This window comes from Peptoniphilus rachelemmaiella, assembly GCF_943169845.1.
Lineage (GTDB): Bacteria > Bacillota > Clostridia > Tissierellales > Peptoniphilaceae > Aedoeadaptatus > Aedoeadaptatus rachelemmaiella.
The window spans coordinates 129,342-149,957 of the sequence record NZ_CALPBW010000002.1; the positions used below are offsets into that span (position 1 = coordinate 129,342).

The 20,616-nt window shown below is 47.3% G+C and carries 16 protein-coding genes; 4 read left to right on the forward strand and 12 right to left on the reverse strand.

Features of this window, described 5'->3' with window-relative positions; all coding sequences use genetic code 11:
- Nucleotides 1-98: 98 nt before the first annotated feature.
- Genes KO087_RS01515 through KO087_RS01525 form a run of 3 tightly spaced genes read left to right on the forward strand, consistent with a single transcriptional unit; the run spans nucleotide 99 to nucleotide 2,472 of the window.
- Nucleotides 99-755, forward strand: a complete 657-nt coding sequence (locus KO087_RS01515) for a GntR family transcriptional regulator (RefSeq protein ID WP_215507001.1) — start codon at nucleotides 99-101, stop codon at nucleotides 753-755.
- A gap of 44 nt (nucleotides 756-799) precedes the next feature.
- The gene (locus KO087_RS01520) at nucleotides 800-2,011 is read left to right on the forward strand and encodes a GNAT family N-acetyltransferase (RefSeq protein WP_215507003.1); all 1,212 of its coding nucleotides are present in this window, start codon (nucleotides 800-802) and stop codon (nucleotides 2,009-2,011) included.
- Nucleotides 2,008-2,472 (forward strand): dihydrofolate reductase, encoded by a 465-nt coding sequence (locus KO087_RS01525; protein WP_215507005.1) that lies wholly within the window; start codon nucleotides 2,008-2,010, stop codon nucleotides 2,470-2,472. The genes KO087_RS01520 and KO087_RS01525 overlap by 4 nt, the downstream gene beginning before the upstream one ends.
- Nucleotides 2,473-2,498: 26 nt before the next feature.
- Here the strand turns inward: KO087_RS01525 and KO087_RS01530 are convergent, their stop codons facing one another.
- A complete protein-coding gene (locus KO087_RS01530; RefSeq protein WP_215507007.1) occupies nucleotides 2,499-2,885 on the reverse strand; it encodes a hypothetical protein in 387 nt (128 codons plus the stop codon).
- Between the two features lie 227 nt (nucleotides 2,886-3,112).
- On the opposite strand from KO087_RS01530, the gene KO087_RS01535 reads away from it, so the two are divergent.
- Entirely contained in the window at nucleotides 3,113-3,622 is a 510-nt protein-coding gene (locus tag KO087_RS01535) for an ECF transporter S component (protein ID WP_215507009.1), read from the forward strand.
- A gap of 115 nt (nucleotides 3,623-3,737) precedes the next feature.
- Here the strand turns inward: KO087_RS01535 and KO087_RS01540 are convergent, their stop codons facing one another.
- The 11 genes from KO087_RS01540 to KO087_RS01595 form a co-directional block, all read right to left on the reverse strand.
- Nucleotides 3,738-4,103: a DUF5684 domain-containing protein gene (locus KO087_RS01540; protein ID WP_215507010.1), complete on the reverse strand. Its 366-nt coding sequence runs from the start codon at nucleotides 4,101-4,103 to the stop codon at nucleotides 3,738-3,740.
- A gap of 11 nt (nucleotides 4,104-4,114) precedes the next feature.
- On the reverse strand, nucleotides 4,115-5,470 hold the full coding sequence (locus KO087_RS01545; RefSeq protein WP_215507012.1) for a DNA repair protein RadA: 1,356 nt from the start codon (nucleotides 5,468-5,470) through the stop codon (nucleotides 4,115-4,117).
- Nucleotides 5,460-7,910 (reverse strand): ATP-dependent Clp protease ATP-binding subunit, encoded by a 2,451-nt coding sequence (locus tag KO087_RS01550; protein ID WP_215507014.1) that lies wholly within the window; start codon nucleotides 7,908-7,910, stop codon nucleotides 5,460-5,462. Before KO087_RS01550 ends, KO087_RS01545 begins: the two co-directional genes overlap by 11 nt.
- Nucleotides 7,910-8,899 carry a hypothetical protein gene (locus KO087_RS01555; RefSeq protein WP_215507016.1) on the reverse strand — a complete coding sequence of 330 codons (990 nt, stop codon included), beginning with the start codon at nucleotides 8,897-8,899 and terminating at the stop codon, nucleotides 7,910-7,912. The genes KO087_RS01550 and KO087_RS01555 overlap by 1 nt, the downstream gene beginning before the upstream one ends.
- Nucleotides 8,892-9,404, reverse strand: coding sequence for a UvrB/UvrC motif-containing protein (locus KO087_RS01560; protein WP_215507018.1), 513 nt, complete (start codon nucleotides 9,402-9,404; stop codon nucleotides 8,892-8,894). The genes KO087_RS01555 and KO087_RS01560 overlap by 8 nt, the downstream gene beginning before the upstream one ends.
- Before the next feature lie 11 nt (nucleotides 9,405-9,415).
- Complete coding sequence (locus KO087_RS01565) at nucleotides 9,416-9,871, reverse strand: CtsR family transcriptional regulator (RefSeq protein ID WP_215507020.1); 456 nt, start codon at nucleotides 9,869-9,871, stop codon at nucleotides 9,416-9,418.
- 116 nt (nucleotides 9,872-9,987) lie between these two features.
- Nucleotides 9,988-10,782 carry a copper amine oxidase N-terminal domain-containing protein gene (locus KO087_RS01570; protein ID WP_215507023.1) on the reverse strand — a complete coding sequence of 265 codons (795 nt, stop codon included), beginning with the start codon at nucleotides 10,780-10,782 and terminating at the stop codon, nucleotides 9,988-9,990.
- 174 nt (nucleotides 10,783-10,956) lie between these two features.
- Nucleotides 10,957-11,217, reverse strand: coding sequence for a helix-turn-helix domain-containing protein (locus tag KO087_RS01575; RefSeq protein ID WP_215507025.1), 261 nt, complete (start codon nucleotides 11,215-11,217; stop codon nucleotides 10,957-10,959).
- A 304-nt stretch (nucleotides 11,218-11,521) separates the two neighbouring features.
- Entirely contained in the window at nucleotides 11,522-16,453 is a 4,932-nt protein-coding gene (locus tag KO087_RS09530) for a S8 family serine peptidase (protein ID WP_215507027.1), read from the reverse strand.
- Between the two features lie 149 nt (nucleotides 16,454-16,602).
- Nucleotides 16,603-20,337: an S-layer homology domain-containing protein gene (locus tag KO087_RS01590; protein WP_215507028.1), complete on the reverse strand. Its 3,735-nt coding sequence runs from the start codon at nucleotides 20,335-20,337 to the stop codon at nucleotides 16,603-16,605.
- Between the two features lie 52 nt (nucleotides 20,338-20,389).
- On the reverse strand, nucleotides 20,390-20,616 hold a 227-nt coding region (locus KO087_RS01595), incomplete at its 5' end, for a transposase (protein ID WP_215507030.1).

Below are 20,616 nucleotides of genomic sequence, written 5' to 3' on the forward strand. Positions count from 1 at the left end.
TTGAATGCATATTGTATTCAAATTTCAAAAATTGTGGACATTGCATTTTCCCGGTGTTATGATTACTAATAATGAATGTCTCTTAAGGAGGTTACGGAATGGAATTTTTATCTTTAAAAGACCATGTTTATAATTTTATTGCCGATCAGATCCGTTTAGGCAAGCTTAATTCCAACGAAAAAGTAAATGAACAAGACATTTGTCAGCAATTAAATATCTCTCGTACGCCGGTGCGTGAAGCGTTAATTCAATTGGCCGCAGACGGCTTCTTGGATTCCGCACCTCGTCGGGGCTTTCGGGTCAAACCCCTGACGAAAAAAGAAAGCGAAGATATTTACCGCATTCTCGCGCCCTTGGATGCCCTGGCTGCGGAACTGGCCGCCGGCAATCTGACGAAGGATGATTTGAGAGCCATGGACGATTTGGTCGAGCTCATGGATTTTCACATCGACCGCTTCCAATTCGACGAGTATTTTATTTTGCAAGAGCGCTTCCACGATATTTACATCGAAAAATCTCAAAACGAAACCTTGATTAACACCATCGACCGCCTGCAACGGCGCTTCATTCGCCAAGGCCACGACATGGGCAGCAACGAAGCCTTTCAAAAGCTTTTGCACGACACCAATCGACAACACTCCCGCATTACGGATCTCTTCCGGGAAAACAAAATTGAAGAACTGAAAGATTTCCTCGCCCACACCCATTGGACCTATCACTTTTCCGAAGTGGGTCAGACAGCTACAGACGACTAAGCAAAATACAGGGCGATCCCCTGTATTTTTTATTGGAGGATGACATGACCATTTACATGAACACCATCGCCTACGATTCCCCGGCCCACGAGGCAGCCATCGCCCTGAGAAAGCACATCCTTTTTAATCCCTACGATGAGGCTTTCGACGAGGCGCGAAAAACCTGGGATCGGGACAAAGTCCTCTACGGCCTCTTTGACGACGATGAATTAATCGGCGCCGCCGTGACTAAAAAAACGGAGGAAGGCCTTCACGTTGAGGAAATCCTTGTTTCCTACAACAAACAGCGCCAAGGCCTGGGCAAGCAAATGATGGCCTTTTTGGAAACCCGCCTGGAAAAAGATCAGATCCTTACCGCCGAAGGGCCCCTCTCCGCCCGCGCCTTCTACGAAGCCTGCGGTTTCGCGCCGAAATCCAAATATCGGGGCCCGAAGGACCGCATGCGCTTGGATTTCGAGAAAAAGGTGACGGGAAAGACGAAAAATCCCCTTCCTCTTTTCGACCATCGCCAAAACCTGCCCCTTATGTACTTCACCATGGGCACGAAAGATTTCGAACTGATTCCCGTGATTCGCAACCACTTCCCGAAGGAGCACCTTTTCGTCGTGGACCTTTTACGAGACGACGCCTCCTGGCTGGATTTCGCCAAAGAAACCAAACGCCGCACGGGGAAATACACCTTTATCGCTCCCGCACTCTACGGCAACCGCGCCTTTCGCCCTCTGGATGACTTCGATCTCCCGGCGAAGTGCGCCTCCGAAGCCGATCGCCTGAGCAAGAGCAAAACCGCCCTTTTAATCGGCACCAACCATGAATTTTCCACTAACGGCTATCGGGCGGCCTTCGAATCTGAAAGCCCCTCCCTTTCCTCGGTAGAAATGCCCCTGGAAGCGGAAGATCTGCGCGGTCGTTACAATCTGGATGCGGATTTCTACAACCGCTTCGCCGAAAAAATCGACGCTTTAAAGGAAAATCCCTTCGATACTTTGGCCGTCATCGACGTGCCCTTCTCCACCCAATCCGATGCCATGGAAAAGTTCTTAGAAGAAACCCTGGCGAGAAAGCTCGCAAAAATCGACGTCTTCGATCTCTTTATCACCGGGCTGCGCAAAGATCTTCTCGAGACCAATCGACTGCGCCACGAGGCCTCGCCGGGGCAGCTGGTGATCTTCTCTGAAACACCGGATCGGGCGCGGGCGGAACTGGTGCGCGTCCATCCTGCGGAAATGAGCGCGAAAATCGAGACCATTCGATGATTCTTTTAATTCTCGCCGATTTGGACAATGCCATCGCAAAAGACGGTAAGCAGATCACCTTTATCCCCGAAGATCTGGCCCGCTTCAAGGCCCGCACCACCGGCGAGGTGATCCTTATGGGCCGAAAAACCTTTGAGGATACGGGGACACTTCCCCGCCGCATCACCGGCGTCATGACGCGAAAAAATCTCGCCGATGAAGAAAGCCTCTTCTACTTTTCCTCGGAAGAGGAGCTGGACGAAAAACTTAAGGCCTACGGCGACAGAAAAATCTTTCTCGTCGGCGGCGCCGGGATTATTCAGGCCCTCTTTCACCGCATCGAAGAGGCCTACATTACGCGGGTCAATTACCGCTCCGGCGGCGATGTGAAAATCCCATCATTAGAAAATGATTTCGAGTTAATTGAAGCAACCCCCATTACCGATAATGCCACGGAAGAACACTGGATCCGGAAAAAATAAGGCAGAGAACGCGCTCGTTCCCTGCCTTATTTTTTTGCTATGTTCTTTTTTCTATCCACGATCCCGCTCAAGAGCAAGAGACCACCGAGAAACGAAAAGGGCGGCTCGTTGTACCACATAATCACGATCCAGCCAAACATTAGCTGATTTCCCGAAAATGCCAGGTACACGCCGATCAAACTGAGGACCAAAAGTCCGGTTCCCCACAGAATTTTTTCTCTCCCACTCATGTGAGCTATGAAACCATAGGCCAGCAGCCCTTCGATAAATAAAAAGGCCAGGCGGAAGGTCCATTGGGCGGCGTACATATCGGGTCCGCTCACATCTTCGGCATAGCGCACGCCGATGAATTGCCACAAAAAGCCCAGGCCAATCATTAGAGCGAGAAAGACGATTCGTTTCAGCGATTTCATTCTGCGCCTCCTTCATTTCGAGGATCTATCTTATTTAAAATCCGAACATGACCGACTCCTTTCCGAGACGATCTACTGTTTTGTTTATACCCCCCACCCAATTAAAACCTTCGAAAACCGACCTCGCCGTTCAAAATTACTATTCCTCAATAAAAATACAGGTAAAAGCGTTTAAAACTATGCCGATCTCTAGTATACTTAATAATGAATTAGGAGGTATACATACGATGAAAGAATATTCTGTTCGTGAACTGGTGTTCACGGCCCTATTTATCGCCCTGGTCTACGTCTTTACGTGGCTCGTGAAAATCCAATTGCCCTTCGCCCCCAACGGCGGCCTGATCCACTTGGGGAATGTGCCCTTTTTCCTCGCCTGCATCTTTTTCTCCAAGCGGGTGGGCATGCTTTCAGGCGCTTTAGGCATGGGCCTCTTCGATCTGACCAGCGGTTGGGTGGCATGGTCGCCGATGACGGTGATCTCCGCACTGATTATGGGTTATATTATGGCCACCTTAAACACACGGGACTTCCGCTTAAGCCGCTACGTCCTCGCCGCCATTTTGGTCACCGTCGTCAAGGTGCTCACTTACTACATCGGCGAAGCCATCATGTTCAAATCCCTCTTGGTCCCCTTGGCCAATATTCCGGGAAATGTGCTGCAAATCACCGTTTCCGCCATTATCGTCGGCGTCCTTATTCCGCCCATGAGCCGAATCTTGAAAGACGTCACACTATAATTTCATCCATCCAATCAAAAACACGGATAGGCTTTCGCTTACCCGTGTTTTTCTTTGCCCGCAATTTTATTCCTACACAAGAAAAGCCCCTATTCCGAAGAATAAGGGCTTTTTCTCATACATTCGTCGCCGGTCCGTGGTATTCGTTGCTTCCGAAGGCGGGAAGGAGCATAAGGAAGGGGAAGAAGACAGCGAGCACGGCGAAGAGCGTGCTGCACTCGAAGTATTTCATCATTTTGTAGTTGAGGACGGCGGCGTAAATGACATTGACAAAGGGCACGACCATAAGCAGGGCGTACCAGTAGCTGTTAAAGACGATTTTCGACGCCACGGCCAGGTTCACGATGGGAATAATGGCCAGGATGCCGGCAAAGCCCGCTTTGGAGAAAAGTTTCCACCAGGCGATGGCGGTGATGATGCCGATGCCGGCAAAAAGCGCCGTGCTCGACGAGGAATTTGCAAATTGTTCCATATTGTTCATAATTTCATCCTCTAGTTTAAAAGATCGTTGATCACGTCGGATAAGAGCCGGCGCTCTCGTAGGGTAATGCCTTCGATTTTTTGATCGGCGTTAAGTGGGGGCGTGTAGATGGTTTCAAAGCCCATGCGCACGGCCTCTTTGATGCGGCTCGCCATGGCCGGCACGTGTTTCAGCTCGCCGGTGAGGCCCACGTCGCCGATAAAAAGTACATTGGAGGGAATGGGGCGATTGGCCACCGCCGATGCGATGGAAAGGAGGATGCCTAAATTGGCGGCGCCTTCTTTCAACCTTAGATTCCCCGTGGTCTTCACCACCACATTTTTGTCGTAAAGGCCCATGCCCCCTCGCTCTTCTAAAATGGAGAGGAGCACGCCCAGCTGTTCCCTGCGCAAGCATTCGGAGATGCGCTGGGGATAGGGGGTGAAGCTTTTCGACACCAAGCTTTCGACTTCCACGATCATGCTCCGGGTGCCTTCCCGCACGATGCACATGGCACTTCCCGGCACTTCGCTTCCCGCTGCCCGCTCCGTCATAAAGTGGGCGGAGGGATTATCGATGGAGATCATGCCCCCTTCGGTCATTTTGAAAAAGCCCATTTCTCCCGTGGAGCCAAAGCGATTTTTCGTGGCCTGAAGGATGCGCAGCTCGTCTTGCATTTCGTGGTCGATGAAAAGCACCGTGTCCACTAAATGCTCCAGAGCCCGCACGCCGGCCAGGGAATCCTGCTTCGTGAGTTGGCCCACGATAAAGACGGCCTTCGGGCTTTTCGGGTTTTTAGCCATGTCCACCAGGCGATTGGCACATTCCATGGTTTGGGTTGGGGTGCCTGCCCTGGCGGGAAATTCCTCCAAGGTGAAGGTCTGTATGCTGTCCAAAATAATTATATCAGCATTCACATCGTCGATCCAGTGGCACACATCGTCCATGGAGGTGCCGGCGTAGATCCAGATATTTTCGGCAATGGCGGGGGCGATGCGCTCCGCCCGCATTTTGATTTGGCTCTCGCTCTCTTCTCCGGAGGCGTAGAGCACCCGGTGGCCCTCATCGGCCAAGGCATTTGCGATTTGAAAGAGGATGGTGGATTTCCCTGCGCCGGGTTTCGCCGCGAGAATACTCACCCCGTCTTCCACGATGCCGCCGCCCATGACCCGGTCGAATTCTTCCATGCCGCTTTTCAGCCGCCGCTTGCTTTCCCCGGAGACATCTTTCAGCCGCTGCGCCGACCGATGGGCCTTCGCGCGGCCGCCGGCTTTCTTTTCCTCCGACACTTCTTCGAAGGTGTTCCACTCGCCGCAGTTCGGGCACTTGCTAAAGTAGCCGGCGCTTTTGTAACCGCAGCTCGTGCAGCAATAGGCCTTATGCTTCATTGGTTACGGTCTCCGCCACTTTTTCTTCTTCGAAGGTGAGGCCGTCTTCTTCCACATCGATGTGAATGGCCTTTTCCTTATGCACCTTGCCGGAGAGGATCTCGTCGGCCAGGCGGTCTTCGATGTTTTTTCGAATGGAGCGCACCAAGGGGCGGGCGCCGTATTCTTCGTCGAAGCCTTCCTTGCCGATGTAGTCCACCACGCCATCGGCGAAGGTAACGGAAAAGTCGTTGTCTTCCAGGCGGGTTTGAAGATCCTGAAGCATGAGCTTCACAATTTCCTTCACTTGTTCTTTTTCCAGATACTTGAAGACGATGATTTCGTCGATGCGGTTTAAAAATTCCGGTCGGAAGGTTTCCTTCAGGCGGCCCTGAATGGTTTCCACCATTTTGTCGTAGCCCTTTTCGTTCCCTTCATCGGGGGCGCCGAAGCCCACGGTGTTTTGCTTTTTCAAAAGGGTGGCGCCTACATTACTGGTCATAATCAACACGGTGTTTTTAAAATCCACGGTGCGGCCCTGACCGTCGGTGAGGCGGCCGTCGTCTAAAATTTGAAGGAGGATGTTAAACACATCGGGATGGGCCTTTTCGATTTCGTCGAAGAGCACGACAGAATAGGGTTTTCTGCGCACGGCTTCCGTGAGCTGGCCCCCTTCGTCGTAGCCCACATAGCCCGGAGGCGAACCGACGAGGCGGGAGACGCTGTGTTTTTCCATGTACTCGCTCATGTCCACGCGAATCATGGCGCTTTCGTCGCCGAAGAGGGATTTCGCCAAGCTCTTGGCGAGATAGGTCTTGCCGACGCCGGTGGGGCCGACGAAGATAAAGCTGCCAATGGGTTTGTCGGCGCTCTTTAAGCCCACGCGGGCCCGCTTAATGGCCCGGGAGACGGCTTCCACCGCTTGAGGCTGGCCGATGACTTGGCCGTTTAATTCCTCTTCCAAATGGACCAAGCGCTCGCTTTCTTCCGCATTCATGGTGGTCACGGGCACGCCGCTCCACTTGCTCACAATTTCGGCGATTTCTTCCTCGTCCACGGTCATGTTTTGGGCGTGTTTTTCCTTGTCCCAATGCTTCTTTTCATCGGCCAAGGCTTCTTTTACCTTCTTTTCTTCGTCGCGCACCTTCGCCGCTTCTTCGAAGTTTTGCGAATTCACCGCCTCTTCCTTTTCCTTGGAAAGCTTCTTCAGCTTATCTTCCAATTCCTTTAAACCATTGGGGCTCTTGAAATTTTCTACGCGTAATTTGCTCGCCGCTTCGTCGATTAAGTCGATGGCCTTATCGGGAAGGAAGCGGTCGTTAATGTAGCGGTGGGAAAGTTCCGCCGACGCCGCCAAGGCTTCGTCGGTGATCTTCACATTGTGGTGGGCTTCGTATTTATCCCGAAGGCCCTTTAAAATCAATATCGTGTCCTCAACCGAGGGCTCTTCCACCATAATGGGCATGAGCCTGCGCTCGAAGGCCGTGTCCTTTTCGATGTGTTTGCGGTACTCGTCGATGGTGGTGGCGCCGATAATTTGCATCTCGCCCTTGGTCAGGGTGGGCTTTAAAATATTGGAGGCATCCATGGCCCCTTCCGCGCCGCCTGCCCCGATGACTACGTGGATTTCGTCGATAAAGAGAATCACATCTTCTCGGGCTTCCACTTCGGCGATAACATCTTTCAGCCGCTCTTCAAAATCGCCGCGGTACTTGGCGCCGGCGATGAGGGCGGAGACGTCCAGTGTGTAGATTTCCTTGTCCTTAATAATTTCCGGCACATTGCCTTCCACGATGCGCTGGGCCAAGCCTTCGGCGATGGCGGTTTTCCCCACGCCGGGCTCCCCGATTAAGACGGGATTATTTTTCGTGCGGCGCACCAGCACTTGAATGATGCGCTCGATTTCGTCTTTTCTACCGATCACCGGATCGATTTTTCCCATGCGGGCTCGGTCGTTTAGATTGTAGCCGAATTCCTCCAGGGCACTTTCCGATTCCAAGGCTTCCTCGTCATTTTTCTTGCCGTCCACCTTTCGAATGGCCATGTAGATGCTCCGCTCCAAGACCGTAATGTCGATGCCTAAATTTTTGAGGGCCAAAACGGCCACACCCTTGCCTTCTCGCAAAATGCCGAGAAGCAAATGTTCCGTGCCGATGTAATTGTGCCCCAGCTCGTTGGCGATCTCAAGGGCCAGCTCAAAGATTTTTTTCGTGCGGGGCGTGTAGGTGAGGGAGGTTACCGTCACGTCTTCCGGCGCCACGATTCCCCCAATGGCCTCTTTCGCCCGCTCGTAGTTCACGGCCACCTGCCCTAATATGGACGAGGCGCCTCCCGGTTCTTTTAATAAGCCCAGCAAAATGTGCTCGCTTCCTATATATGAATGGCCTTGTTCCCTGGCTTCCGACTGGGCGAAAACCATGGCCCGTTGACTTTTTTCGGTGAATTTTCCGAACATTGCCATTAAAATACCTCCTTTATAAATCGACGCACCTTGTTGGCGCGGTAAATATTGCTGCTCCTGTCGTCGAGAAAGCTTTCCCGCTCCATTTGCAAATGGGCCTTGCCCATGTGGATCACCGCATCGTAGAGATCGAAGTCCCGCATGGGTTTTAAGACGGACAGATCGATCCCCAGCTTCATGTGGCTCAAGTGGAGCATGGTCTCTTCAAAGGTAATGATGCGGGCGTTGCGCAAAATGCCGTAGCTGCGCCGCGCCATGTCCTCCAGCTCGATTAAGTGATCCAGATACATTTCCTTGCGCTTGATGCGCTCGAGGGCCGCCACTTCCTGGGAAATGGACTTGGCCCGCTTTAAAAATTCCTCTTCGCTGAGGCCCAGGGTGCGTTCGTTTGAAAGCTGATACATGTGCCCCAGAATTTTCGAGCCTTCTCCACCCATGCCCCTGAGGACAAAGCCCATGCGGGTAATGGAGCGCTCGATTTTATCCATACCTAGTGTGTCCAGTGCCGGCAGGTGCAGCATGCAGCCGGCCCTCAGACCCGTGCCCACATTGCTGGGGCAGGCGGTTAAATAGCCCAACTCCCCGTCGTACGAGACGGGAAGCTTTTCTTCGAAAAAACGGGCAAGGGCCGCCACGGCCTCGTACTCTTCGTCTAAGTGAAAGCCCTTTTTCATGGCCTGAATCCGCAGGTGATCTTCCTCCATCATCATAATGGAGCGGTGATCGTCGCCGATGAAATAGGCGCCGCGGTCTTTATTTTTCAACAGGGCCATGCTAATTAAGTTCTCTTCCAAATCGTAGAGATTTTTCAGCGATCCGTCTTTTAATTCGTAAAGGGTCCAAAGATCCTCGTGTTCGTGAAGGGCCTCGGTGATTTTCTCCCGAAGGGCCTTGGCCTGATCCGGGTTTATGGCGCCGGGATAGGGATAGCCCTTGATGTTTCGCGCCAGGCGAATGCGGGATGTGAGTAAAATTTGATCCTTATCCATGGCGCGCATCCTTTATGGCCTTGATTTCATCCCGCAATTGGGCGGCATCTTCGTAGCGTTCTTCCGCCACGGCAAGATCCAGGCGACTTTGAAGGGCCTGTTCCTTCTCCGAGGCTTCCCGATCCTTTCTGAAGGCCTCGGGCATGGTCCCTTCATGGCGTTCGGCTCCCTGCATGCGGGGCAGGAGCGCCTTCAGCTCTTCGGCGAAGGTGTCGTAGCAGCTGTCGCAGCCGAACATTCCCGTCTTGCGAAACTCTTTTAAACTGCGCCCGCACACGGGGCAGGAGCGATCCGCTTCCCCTTCCCCGTCCTTGCCTTGAAACAGAGAGAGCAGCTCTTGAATCATGGGCTGAATATCTATGGGCGGAATTTGCGATGCGGGAAATTGCTTCGCCAAAAAGTCTTGGAAGCAAGAGGGGCACACGTGCTTTTGCCGCATGGCATTGCCTTCCACAATGGTGTAGGTAATTTTCGCTTCATTTTCGTGGCAGTGTTCACAAAGCATGGTGCACCTCCTTAAGAAAAGATACCCAACAGAATATTTTGTAACAAATCGGCTCGCAGCGCGTTTCGTTTATCCGAGGCGACGGCCAGAGCTTGATCGGAAAGGGTGAGGCCCAAGAGATGGCGCTCATTTTCCGTCAAATAGTTCATCTCCTCTAAGGTATCCAAAATCTGATTGGCCTTGGACTGGGTGATGCTTTCGCCCACGGCCTCTGTCAGCCGGTCGTAAAATTCGGCATCGTTTTTGATTTCCACCTGAACGATGCGAATGAAACCGCCGCCGCCTCGTCGGGACTCCACAAAAAATCCTTGCACCGGCGTAAAGCGGGTGGTGAGGACGTAATTGATTTGGCTGGGGGCACAATTAAAATGCTCCGCCAAAACATTTCGCTTTATTTCAATCTGCCCTTCCCTTTCCGTTAAAAGGGCCCGCAGATAATCTTCGATGTGATTGCTAAGACGTGCCATGATTGCCTCCTATCTGATTTCAGTATACGTTTATAGTCAAAGAATGTCAAGATCAGGAGATGGTCCGCATTGTCTATCAGGTGACATAAAAACACCCTCCGAAGAGGGCGTTTCGATTAGTTATTCAGCGCGGGGTCGCGTACCCACACATCGTTCACTACGTCGTATTTGTAAAAAACACTTTTGTTTAAATCCAGGCGGTAGTGGGCTGCGGGCACGATGTGATCCGGATGATCTTCGATGACGTCGTAGGTGTAGATCCGCTTCTTCGCCAGATCATCGCGATCATAAAAAAATGAGTCGATCAATTTAAAGGGCGGCTTCTTGTATTCCGCAGGCAATTTGCTGTACATCCATGCCCCGGCGATTTCCTCGTCGGTCTTGGCTACATTGCCTTCGATGGACACGGTGTAGGTCGCGCCGTCCCAGAAAATTCTTTGGCCGAAGAGTTCCACCACGGCACGCAGAGGAATAAAGGTGCGGTCCTCTTTGATGATGGGCTTCAATTCCAAATTTACAACCTTGGCCCGATTCAGATACTCATTTACATCTTTTATGGTAAAGGTATCCTTCGTCGTCGCTTCATAAAAAGCGGACACGTCCTCTTTTTCGATGACCAGCGCCCGGGGTGCGTCCGTTTTCAAAACGAGGGCTTGCTCCGGCTTGTTTGTATCGAAATTCATCTTCGTGAGCAGGATGTCGCGACTGCCTTCGTTCCATAGCACTTGATAGTCCAGGGCTTCGGCGACGAAGCGCACAGGCACCATGGTGCGATCGGAAGCAATAAAGGCGGCGGGCTTCGACACCACCGGCTTTCCGTTTACTTTTAATTTCACCTCTCGTTGGGCGAAAGCCATGGAGGGCAGGGCCAAGAGGGCCAGGGCCAGAACCAATACATTTCTCTTTTTCATCTTTCCCCTTCTTTCTTTATCAAGCGATGATACTTGTCTTCTTTTTACCCTTTTTCTCTTTCCCCTACCCATTTTCGCACAAAAAAACAACTGGCCTGATAGAGTGACTCCATCAAGTTGGACTTAATCAAGTAAGCATTTCACTTGCTCATTTTCTTTTACATAACATATTTTTTAAGCGGATTTCACGCGTTCACGGTATTGCTTCGAACTCAAGCCTTCTAACTTTTCTTTGATTCGATCGTTATTGTAGAAGCGGATACAGCGTTCAATGCCCTCTTCTCGATATTGCCTGCACCAGTTGGCGATGATGGATGGGTTCGTCAAGCCTAGTTCAAGAGCCGGTTGTCGATAGCTGCATTCGCTCGTTTCGTAGCGTGTAATGGCTTCTAACTTAAACTCTACACTGTAAACGCGTTTATTTCCTGAGCGCATTAACCCTTCATCGCCAAAATGTTTGTGATTACTGACCCATAGCTTGATCTGTGATTCTTTAACTTGCTATTTATCCTCTAAGGCGAGATAGCTTGTCTTCCCATACAAGTATTCTTCGACGATTTTCCTCTTAAATTCATAACTGTATTTTGCCATTAAGATACCCCCTAAGATTGGATTTCTTGGTCCAACTTTAGGGGGTCAGTGCACCTCAAGGGATATTTTGGTGCCAAAAGAAACACTTACCGACATTTGATATGTCGGCAAGTGTTTCTTTCATGATCTCTTCACAAGGAGTCGTCGTTTATTTTGAATTTTTATCTATATTGTATAGAACTTGTGCTACTTGGGCCCGGGTAAAGGAGGTCTTCGGTGAGAAGCACCTATTTTCCATACCTTGAACTATGCCCTTTTTCGCCATATCTTTGACAGCTTCCTGTGCCCATGGGGAAATGTCACTCTGATCGTTAAATGGAACGTCTTGTTTGTCTTGAAGGGTTTTGCCCGTTACATAAAGGTACCTAGACATGACAACTGCCATTTCCTCTCGAGTAATGGGACGATTCGATTCAAACTTACCGTTACCGACGCCTTTCACAATGTCGTTTTCTGCTGCCCAAATGATGTAGGCTGTGGCGTAGTTGTTTTCCAGGTCGCTAAAGGGATTGGAAGTATATTTGCTTTGATCAATGCCTGCCATGCGGCCCAATACGGTGACGAAATCGCCACGGGTAATAGACTTGTTGGGTGCAAAGCGATCGTTGCCAACACCTTTAAAGTAGCCTTTTTCTACGACGTAATCGATGGCATGCTTTGCCCAGTGACCAATGGTGTCGGTGAAGTTAATGCCTTGTGTCTCCAGTTGTTTAGAGCGTATTTCAGGTTGTTTCGTTTGCTCCTTTATTGAGGATTCGCTCGGTCTGGAGCTTATATAGCCCTGTGTCTTACCGGGTTGTGGTTTTACCTCAGGTTTGGTCGGCTCACTTGGCGTAGGGTAGGGTTTTGGGTCGACTTTGTCAGCTGAGTTACAGAACCTTTGCTCCGCTTGTTCCAATACCTTCACCGCTTGTGAAATGTCATCATTGGTTTTAACGGTCTTTAGGCTTTCTTTTGCCGCTTTAATCGCCTCTTGTAGTGCTTTAAAGGCTTGATCGGTTTTTTTGCCTTGAGTGATCTTTTCAACTTCGGCGATCTTGTTCTCAAGGGGTTTTTTATCGGCGACGATCTCCTTTTCAAGGGCTGCTATGGCTTTTTGCAGGTTTGTTTTCGCCTGATCCACCGCCTCTTGTGTCGCATTGTTATTTTCATAAATGGCTTGTGCCGCATTTTTGGCTTTTACCATAGCCTCGAAAGAAGCCTTGGTGTATCCCTCGGGTTTTATGGCTTCCGCCGCATCAAGTTGAGTCTTCAAATCTGATTTGTTGACAACATCTTTCTCCGACGAGTTATTGAAGACTTTTATTGCTTGAGAAAGAGCATTTACGACACCTGTTACTTCATCATTGGTTTTAACGGTCTTTAGGCTTTCCTTTGCCGCTTTAATCGCCTCTTGTAGTGCTTTAAAGGCTTGGTCGGTTTTTTTGCCTTGAGTGATCTTTTCAGCTTCGGCGATCTTGTTCTCAAGAGGTTGTTTGTTAATGGTGTTTGGTTTTGTTTTAACCGTCGCTTCAACTAAAGCGGATTCTTTACCTGAAGAGTTTTTAACTTTAGCGGTCACTTGGCTATTATCTTGCACCGCTTCCTCAGCAATGGTGATAATACCCGTCTCACCATTAATGGCAATGCCATCTATCGTTTTTTCAAGTTTCCATCCTTCATCTTTTATCTTATTTGCAACTATTTCATTTCTATTACCATTTTCTCCCAGATAGTTGACGGTTATGGAAGAAAGATCTGTATCCTTTGGCGGAATGATGCTCACTGAGCCATCCTCATTTGTTAAAATGCTCGGTGCGCCTGGAGCACTAGGGATCGGTTTACTTGACGATGCTTCGTCAATTACTTCTTGAAGCGGTTTAGTTAATTTGTTCCCTGCAAAATCTGTTATGGTTAAGTTGATGCTCTCTGGCTCTATGCCCACTGGCAGTATCCAGCTTTTGGGACCTCTCCAAGTACTATCCTTATTTTTTGCACTCTTTTCTACAAGTTCAATGTATTTTAACGTCCCGCTCTCATTATAAGATAGGTTTACATCTCGAACCCCGCTGCCTTCATTCTTCCCCGCGGCATCTTTGTCCGTTATTTCGTTTAATGTGAATTTCCGACTCAAAGAATCGTAAGAGCACTGTTTAATCTTTGCTGGGGTTTTATCCAGTATGATTGAGTGTATGATAGTCTTGTAGTTCTGAGGGCTTGTGTATGGTGACACTTGAATAACAGCATCATAACGTCCTTCTGGCGCTGATTCACCGGACCACTCCCACATAGGCGAGGTATAGGACCGAGGTGCTAACATCCCATAATTGAAACTCTTTAGGCCTCCATCCGTTTTATAATCGAAAGCGAGTGGCTCTTCACGTGCAATATCGTCAGGTCTGTAAATGCCAAATTTAACATTCTGATAACAGCGTGTAAAGGTAGCAAAAAAGCGTATTGAGTCTGCTTCATTGTCCCCATTAGGTGAAAAGGCAATTTTATTTGCGTCATATTTTCTATTGCCATTCTCATCCAAATACTCACCGCAAACTACTCGCTCACCATTTAATGTCGTCTCATAATGTGTAAAGTCAAAGTGCTTAGAGCTTTCGCTATGATAAATCGGTTCCTTCCCATTCGCTGACAAATTGTAAATACTATCTTCAATCGCAGGTAGTTTTTCCCAGTCACCATGGAATGCAACAAAAGGTACCGATATGTTTTCAGCACCATCAATCGCTTCAAATTGAGTGTAACCTTCTAAATAATAGCCATAGGGCTGTAATTTATTCTGCTCTTCAGTAAATGGAGTGGTATCAAGGTTAATGTGTACTTTCGCTTCACCCCCAGCAGGGACCTCTACGGTTTCTCCAGCATATTCGCCTAAAAGATTACTCTGCAATGAGTAGCGATCGTTTTCGATGGCATCCGTCGTTAGGAATGTCTTTGGTTTGAACTTATACGACTTAGTCGCATCACAGTTTAGTAACGTGATATCAACACTGAATTTATCACCTACGTTCTTACAGAGTACAGCACTGCGACCATCTGTTCCTTTTGCATACACTGGTGATTTTACAGCGCTCTCAATATTAATCAGACCACTACCTTGCCCACGCGGCGAGACAAAAACTCCTTTTTCCATAATTGGCGATGCCGTAGACATCAGCATATTCTTTATGAAGGTATATTTTTCTGCACCGCTTAGTCCTATAGCATCTGCACGCTCCCCTAACAGGGCTACCGCGCCTGCCACATGGGGCGTCGCCATGCTCGTACCACTCATAGTGACATAGCTTCCATTAGCTATTGTCGAAAAAATATTTCCACCCGGAGCTAAGATCTCTGGTTTAAGATCACCATCTACCGAAAGGCCCCAAGAAGAGAATGCTGAGAGCTTCCCTCCTTCTGGGTTAGCGGTTTTTATATGATGTGAACCAATTCGGACTTTAGGTTCTTCACTATTTTCTATTTTGGAAATTAAAAACTTCCCATCCTCGTGTCCAATAAATACAGAGGGAATAACGGGGTATGGATTTGAAATCATCATACTCACTAATTCAGACCCCCCATTCGCATCATTATAGATAATTGCCCCAGCTGCACCCTTTTTCCCTACATTAAATACTTTTTCACCAAAAGTTAAGTCTCCCCCCCGTTGAATTAGGGCGATTTTACCGTATAAACCTCCCTGTGACTTTACAGCAGAGTCAACATCCTCAGAAGAACCATAACCACAATCTACTATGGCACAAAAATTATTCATAGGCCTACTTGGATCATCAAAGGCAGGTCCGTTCCCCTTTCGATAAGAAATAACCTTATCCGGGTATGCCTTTAACTCCATTACTTTGCTCGTTACATGGGTGTTGTTGCAAGATGCCACTGATAGAGCAAGTGGTGCTATCGACGGGCTATCTACCAGGCCGTAATCCGGTGCTGCCGTCGTTGGTTTGAAGAGGCCACCTCCGTATACACCTTCGTTACCACCTGCCATCGTGACCACAACGCCCATGTCACGGGCTGCCTCTAAAGCTCTTAGGGTTGCACTCTCGCTGAGCTGCATATCACCAATTTTCCCCAGTGGTGCTCCGATACTCATATTGATCGCATCTGCCCCTAGCTTGATCGCATCTTCAATCGCCAGTGTGTAGATTTCAGCACTCGTTGTATCATTGTTAAATACTTTCATCGCCAATATTTGACACTCTGGCGCTACGCCTCGCACAATATCACCATTTGGTGAAGCCTCTGTTGGATTGGCGCCTATAATCCCCGCAACATGCATGCCATGCGACACTGTATCGCGATCTGTCACATTTGTATTCATAGAAGCATAGTTATATGCAAAGGGTATTTTATTGGATGCATACATGCCCTGATTAATTTTTTGAGAATCAATTAAGCTTTTCAATGCTTTTTGGCTCTCAATCCGAGGTTTTGTTTCAGCGCTTAGTCGCATGGCAGGATGATGAATATCAAACCCCGAGTCAATGACTGCGACAATCCGGCCTGCACCTTTAAATTTTGACTCAATTTCCTGTAACCGGATCATTTTATTGCTATCGATATCACGTTTAGCGATTCTTTTATGAGGCACTTTTTCGGCCTTCGGCAAAGCGTAACTTGTGCAATATTCAATGGACAACACTTCTGGCATCAACGCCACTTTATTAGCATCCGCGTAACTCATGCGAAGTGCAGCTCCACAGAAAACCAAATTATAGCTACATACTTTTTGGACATGAATGTCTTCATGTGCTAGTTTCTTATAAAAGCGCTTCAATGTTTCTTCTGAAGCATTTATAAAAGCTTGTTTTTCGACAAATGTTTTTCTTTCTCTAGGAACCATCTTTAATGGTTCTTGCAAGACAACAAGAAATTTCCCTTCATCTGTTGGCTTTAATGCATTTCCCACTTGTAGTCTTAATGCACTTTGTTTTTCATTGTGCTCAATCATATCCTCTTGCTTTTTAGGGTTCTTTATTCGCTGCATATCCATCAATGACATTTCATTCGCAAAAACTGAAGATGGAAAGATTAAGGCTAATACTAAAACAGCTAGTATCGCCTTCCTAATAAATTGTTTAAAGGTCAGCATGGTCTACTCCTTACCACAGTCTATAAGTATTTAATGAAAACATTCGTACCTAAACCGCTTTCTCTAGATTCTCTACATCTTACCAAAACATTTTCAATGCCCAGTTGTTTGCTGAGCATTGAAAAGTAAATGGTTGATCTTCTCTTTTTCTATTGCTTGTCAAGATTAAACAATACTTGTGCTACTTGGGCCCGGGTAAAGGAGGTCTTCGGTGAGAAGCACCTATTTTCCATACCTTGAACTATGCCCTTTTTCGCCATATCTTTGACAGCTTCCTGTGCCCATGGGGAAATGTCACTCTGATCGTTAAATGGAACGTCTTGTTTGTCTTGAAGGGTTTTGCCCGTTACATAAAGGTACCTAGACATGACAACTGCCATTTCCTCTCGAGTAATGGGACGATTCGATTCAAACTTACCGTTACCGACGCCTTTCACAATGTCGTTTTCTGCTGCCCAAATGATGTAGGCTGTGGCGTAGTTGTTTTCCAGATCGCTAAAGGGATTGGAAGTATATTTGCTTTGATCAATGCCTGCCATGCGGCCCAATACGGTGACGAAATCGCCACGGGTAATAGACTTGTTGGGTGCAAATTGATCGTTGCCAACACCTTTAAAGTAGCCTTTTTCTACGACGTAATCGATGGCATGCTTTGCCCAGTGACCAATGGTGTCGGTGAAGTTAATGCCTTGTGTCTCCAGTTGTTTAGAGCGTATTTCAGGTTGTTTCGTTTGCTCCTTTATTGAGGATTCGCTCGGTCTGGAGCTTATATAGCCCTGTGTCTTACCGGGTTGTGGTTTTACCTCAGGTTTGGTCGGCTCACTTGGCGTAGGGTAGGGTTTTGGGTCGACTTTGTCAGCTGAGTTACAGAACCTTTGCTCCGCTTGTTCCAATACCTTCACCGCTTGTGAAATGTCATCATTGGTTTTAACGGTCTTTAGGCTTTCTTTTGCCGCTTTAATCGCCTCTTGTAGTGCTTTAAAGGCTTGATCGGTTTTTTTGCCTTGAGTGATCTTTTCAACTTCGGCGATCTTGTTCTCAAGGGGCTTTTTATCGGCGACGATCTCCTTTTCAAGGGCTGCTATGGCTTTTTGTAGGTTTGTTTTCGCCTGATCCACCGCCTCTTGTGTCGCATTGTTATTTTCATAAATGGCTTGTGCCGCATTTTTGGCTTTTACCATAGCCTCGAAAGAAGCCTTGGTGTATCCCTCGGGTTTTATGGCTTCCGCCGCATCAAGTTGAGTCTTCAAATCTGATTTGTTGACAACATCTTTCTCCGACGAGTTATTGAAGACTTTTATTGCTTGAGAAAGAGCATTTACGACACCTGTTACTTCATCATTGGTTTTAACGGTCTTTAGGCTTTCCTTTGCCGCTTTAATCGCCTCTTGTAGTGCTTTAAAGGCTTGGTCGGTTTTTTTGCCTTGAGTGATCTTTTCAGCTTCGGCGATCTTGTTCTCAAGAGGTTGTTTGTTAAGGGTGTTTGGTTTTGTTTTAACCGTCGCTTCAACTAAAGCGGATTCTTTACCTGAAGAGTTTTTAACTTTAGCGGTCACTTGGCTATTATCTTGCACCGCTTCCTCAGCAATGGTGATAATACCCGTCTCACCATTAATGGCAATACCATCTATCGTTTTTTCAAGTTTCCATCCTTCATCTTTTATCTTATTTGCAACTATTTCATTTCTATTACCATTTTCTCCCAGATAGTTGACGGTTATGGAAGAAAGATCTGTATCCTTTGGCGGAATGATGCTCACTGAACCATCCTCTTTTGTAATGATACTAGGAGCTCCCGGGATGATTGTACTTGCCTCTCCATTTTTCCCAGCAGTAATCACACTACCTGTCAACTTGTTCTTTATAACTGCAAGTAACTCACAATTCTCTTGAACCTTGAAGTTTTTGGTGAGCTCCTCGTTTTTGAAAATTTTATCTCCAATTTTCCATCCGATAAACTCGTACTCGTCATTTAAAGTAAACTTAGGCAGTTGAGAGACAGTAAGTTTGTCACCCTTCTTCACAATGGCGCGCAAAGGACAGTCCGGATCATCTAGATCGTTTGAACTCACTTTCATCTCTGGCGTAACAGCATAATTCACTAGGCTCCAGTTCTCCCAACCTCGAATGCTTAATGTCAGTGGTTGTCGATTATTCCCCGTAAAGTTAAAGATCTTTTCTCTCTCACTTTTTGGTTTTCCACAATCGCAAATCGTAAAGAACCCTTGATGCTCTTTGTAAGCATACTCTCCTACAGGGATGTCAAATATAAGCTGTACCCCGTCGTTATTTATAATGGTCTTTTTAATTGGTTGATATTCTTTTTTAGTCTTCTGATTAATCACAGTCATTGTGAAAGATTCTGCTTGTTTCGCATTTTCCAATACACAAATCACTTGGAACTGCTCTTGTGGCATAATGGTACCGGCGTCCCTTAAAAATTTAGGACGAACACGTTTATCTTTGTTGGCTGTGTTTTTATCTAGTGCATTGTCTGAAAAATTAACCTTGCTTTTTTCAGTATCAATTTTAAGCATATCATCTTCAAATTGATTGAATGCAAATGCCGTGTCTCCAACAATCTTAATGCTAGCTGGTAACGTAACATCTTTTAAGGCATTGCTTCTAAAGGCATCTTTTTCAATGGTTGCGACTTTTGAAGTCGTTTCAAAGCTAAGCGCTGACAACCTATTCTCCTTAAAGGCGCCTTCTCCAATGATTTCCACAGAATTTGGAATTATAACTGACTGTAAATTATTACCTTCAAATGCATGTTTTCCAATGCTTTTTACTGACGTAGGCATGGTTACAACATCAATGCCCTTGTCTTTAAATGCATTCTCACCTATGTGAAATACAAGTTCGTTATCAATTGTTTTAGGAATAGTAATGTTTTTCTTATTCCCATTATATTTGCAGATTGTGTGGGTCTCTTTATTAAATTCCCACTCTACAGTAGGCGTTGGCTCACTGCCTATTGGTACTAAATTTTTCCGTGCTTCGAAAAGTTTCCTTGTAATACTGTTTACTTGAGCTTGCGAGCCCTTTCTTGTCGTGACCAACCGTTCTGCCTCTGTACGCAAATCTATCAGAGTCCCCATACTATCTTTTGTATACTCCGAAGGATTCAAGCTATACGTTTCCTGCACAAGAATATTCAATTGTCCGATCTCAAGACCTCCCTTGGTCTTATTTCCTGGGCAGCTTATATGGTCGTATTTGCTAACAATTCTTGGATAGACATTTTCAAATGTTTGTAGTAATTTGTCATCCTTGTCATATATGTAGACAGTAAGGGGGAAAGCCTTTTTATGCCTTTGTTGCTCTGTTGTATCTTCGTAACTGTTATCCCTTACCTCTATTTCAACAGGATTAGATTTTTTGTATACTTTCGCTGTTGGCATTACACCAATAAAACCCTTCTGCTTAGACTTTGTGGGTGTATACCTCTCGGGTTGACCATTAGCTGCTTCTAAACATTTATTGTACTGAACATCAAATTTTGCCGCATTCGTTATATTTTTTACTCGAATGTAAACATAGCCCTGATGGTGCTCAACCGTCTTTGGGTTGTCGCTCTTTGTACTACCTACTGGTCCTCCAGAAAAATAATCACAGGTGACAAGCTCTGGTTTGCCTCCATCTTGCTCCTCCAGTTGAGGAACAACCGGTTTGTCGCAATCAATAATGCGTAGCGGAACTTGGGTAAAGGTTGCTAATTTTTGTTCTCCTTTACTATCATAAACGTCTATATCTATGGTCTCACCTTCTGAATACATTATCTGCCATGAAAATCCATGGGCTGGTGGCATATTGGCAATCCAGAAATTGTTATGATCATAACCAGCATTACATCGTGTTATTTTAGGTTCTATGTCAACCATTGGGGAGTCTAGTAAAAACTAGGCTCCTTTTTGTTTTCCTACACACCCTCACTCACTTATCTTTTGAACAAACAAAAAGCAGTTTCGTGCGGAAATGATGAAAGTTACGCATTCCAAAGGCCACGCGCTTCACCGTCTTGATCTTGTTGTGCGTTCCTTCCACGTAGCCGTTACTCCACGGGTAATCAAAGCTGTTGGTGATCTCCTCGAACCAGTTGTTGTAGGCACGTAAGCAGTGGCGCCACTCCTTTAGCCCGCTTTTCTTTGCCTCTTCCATCC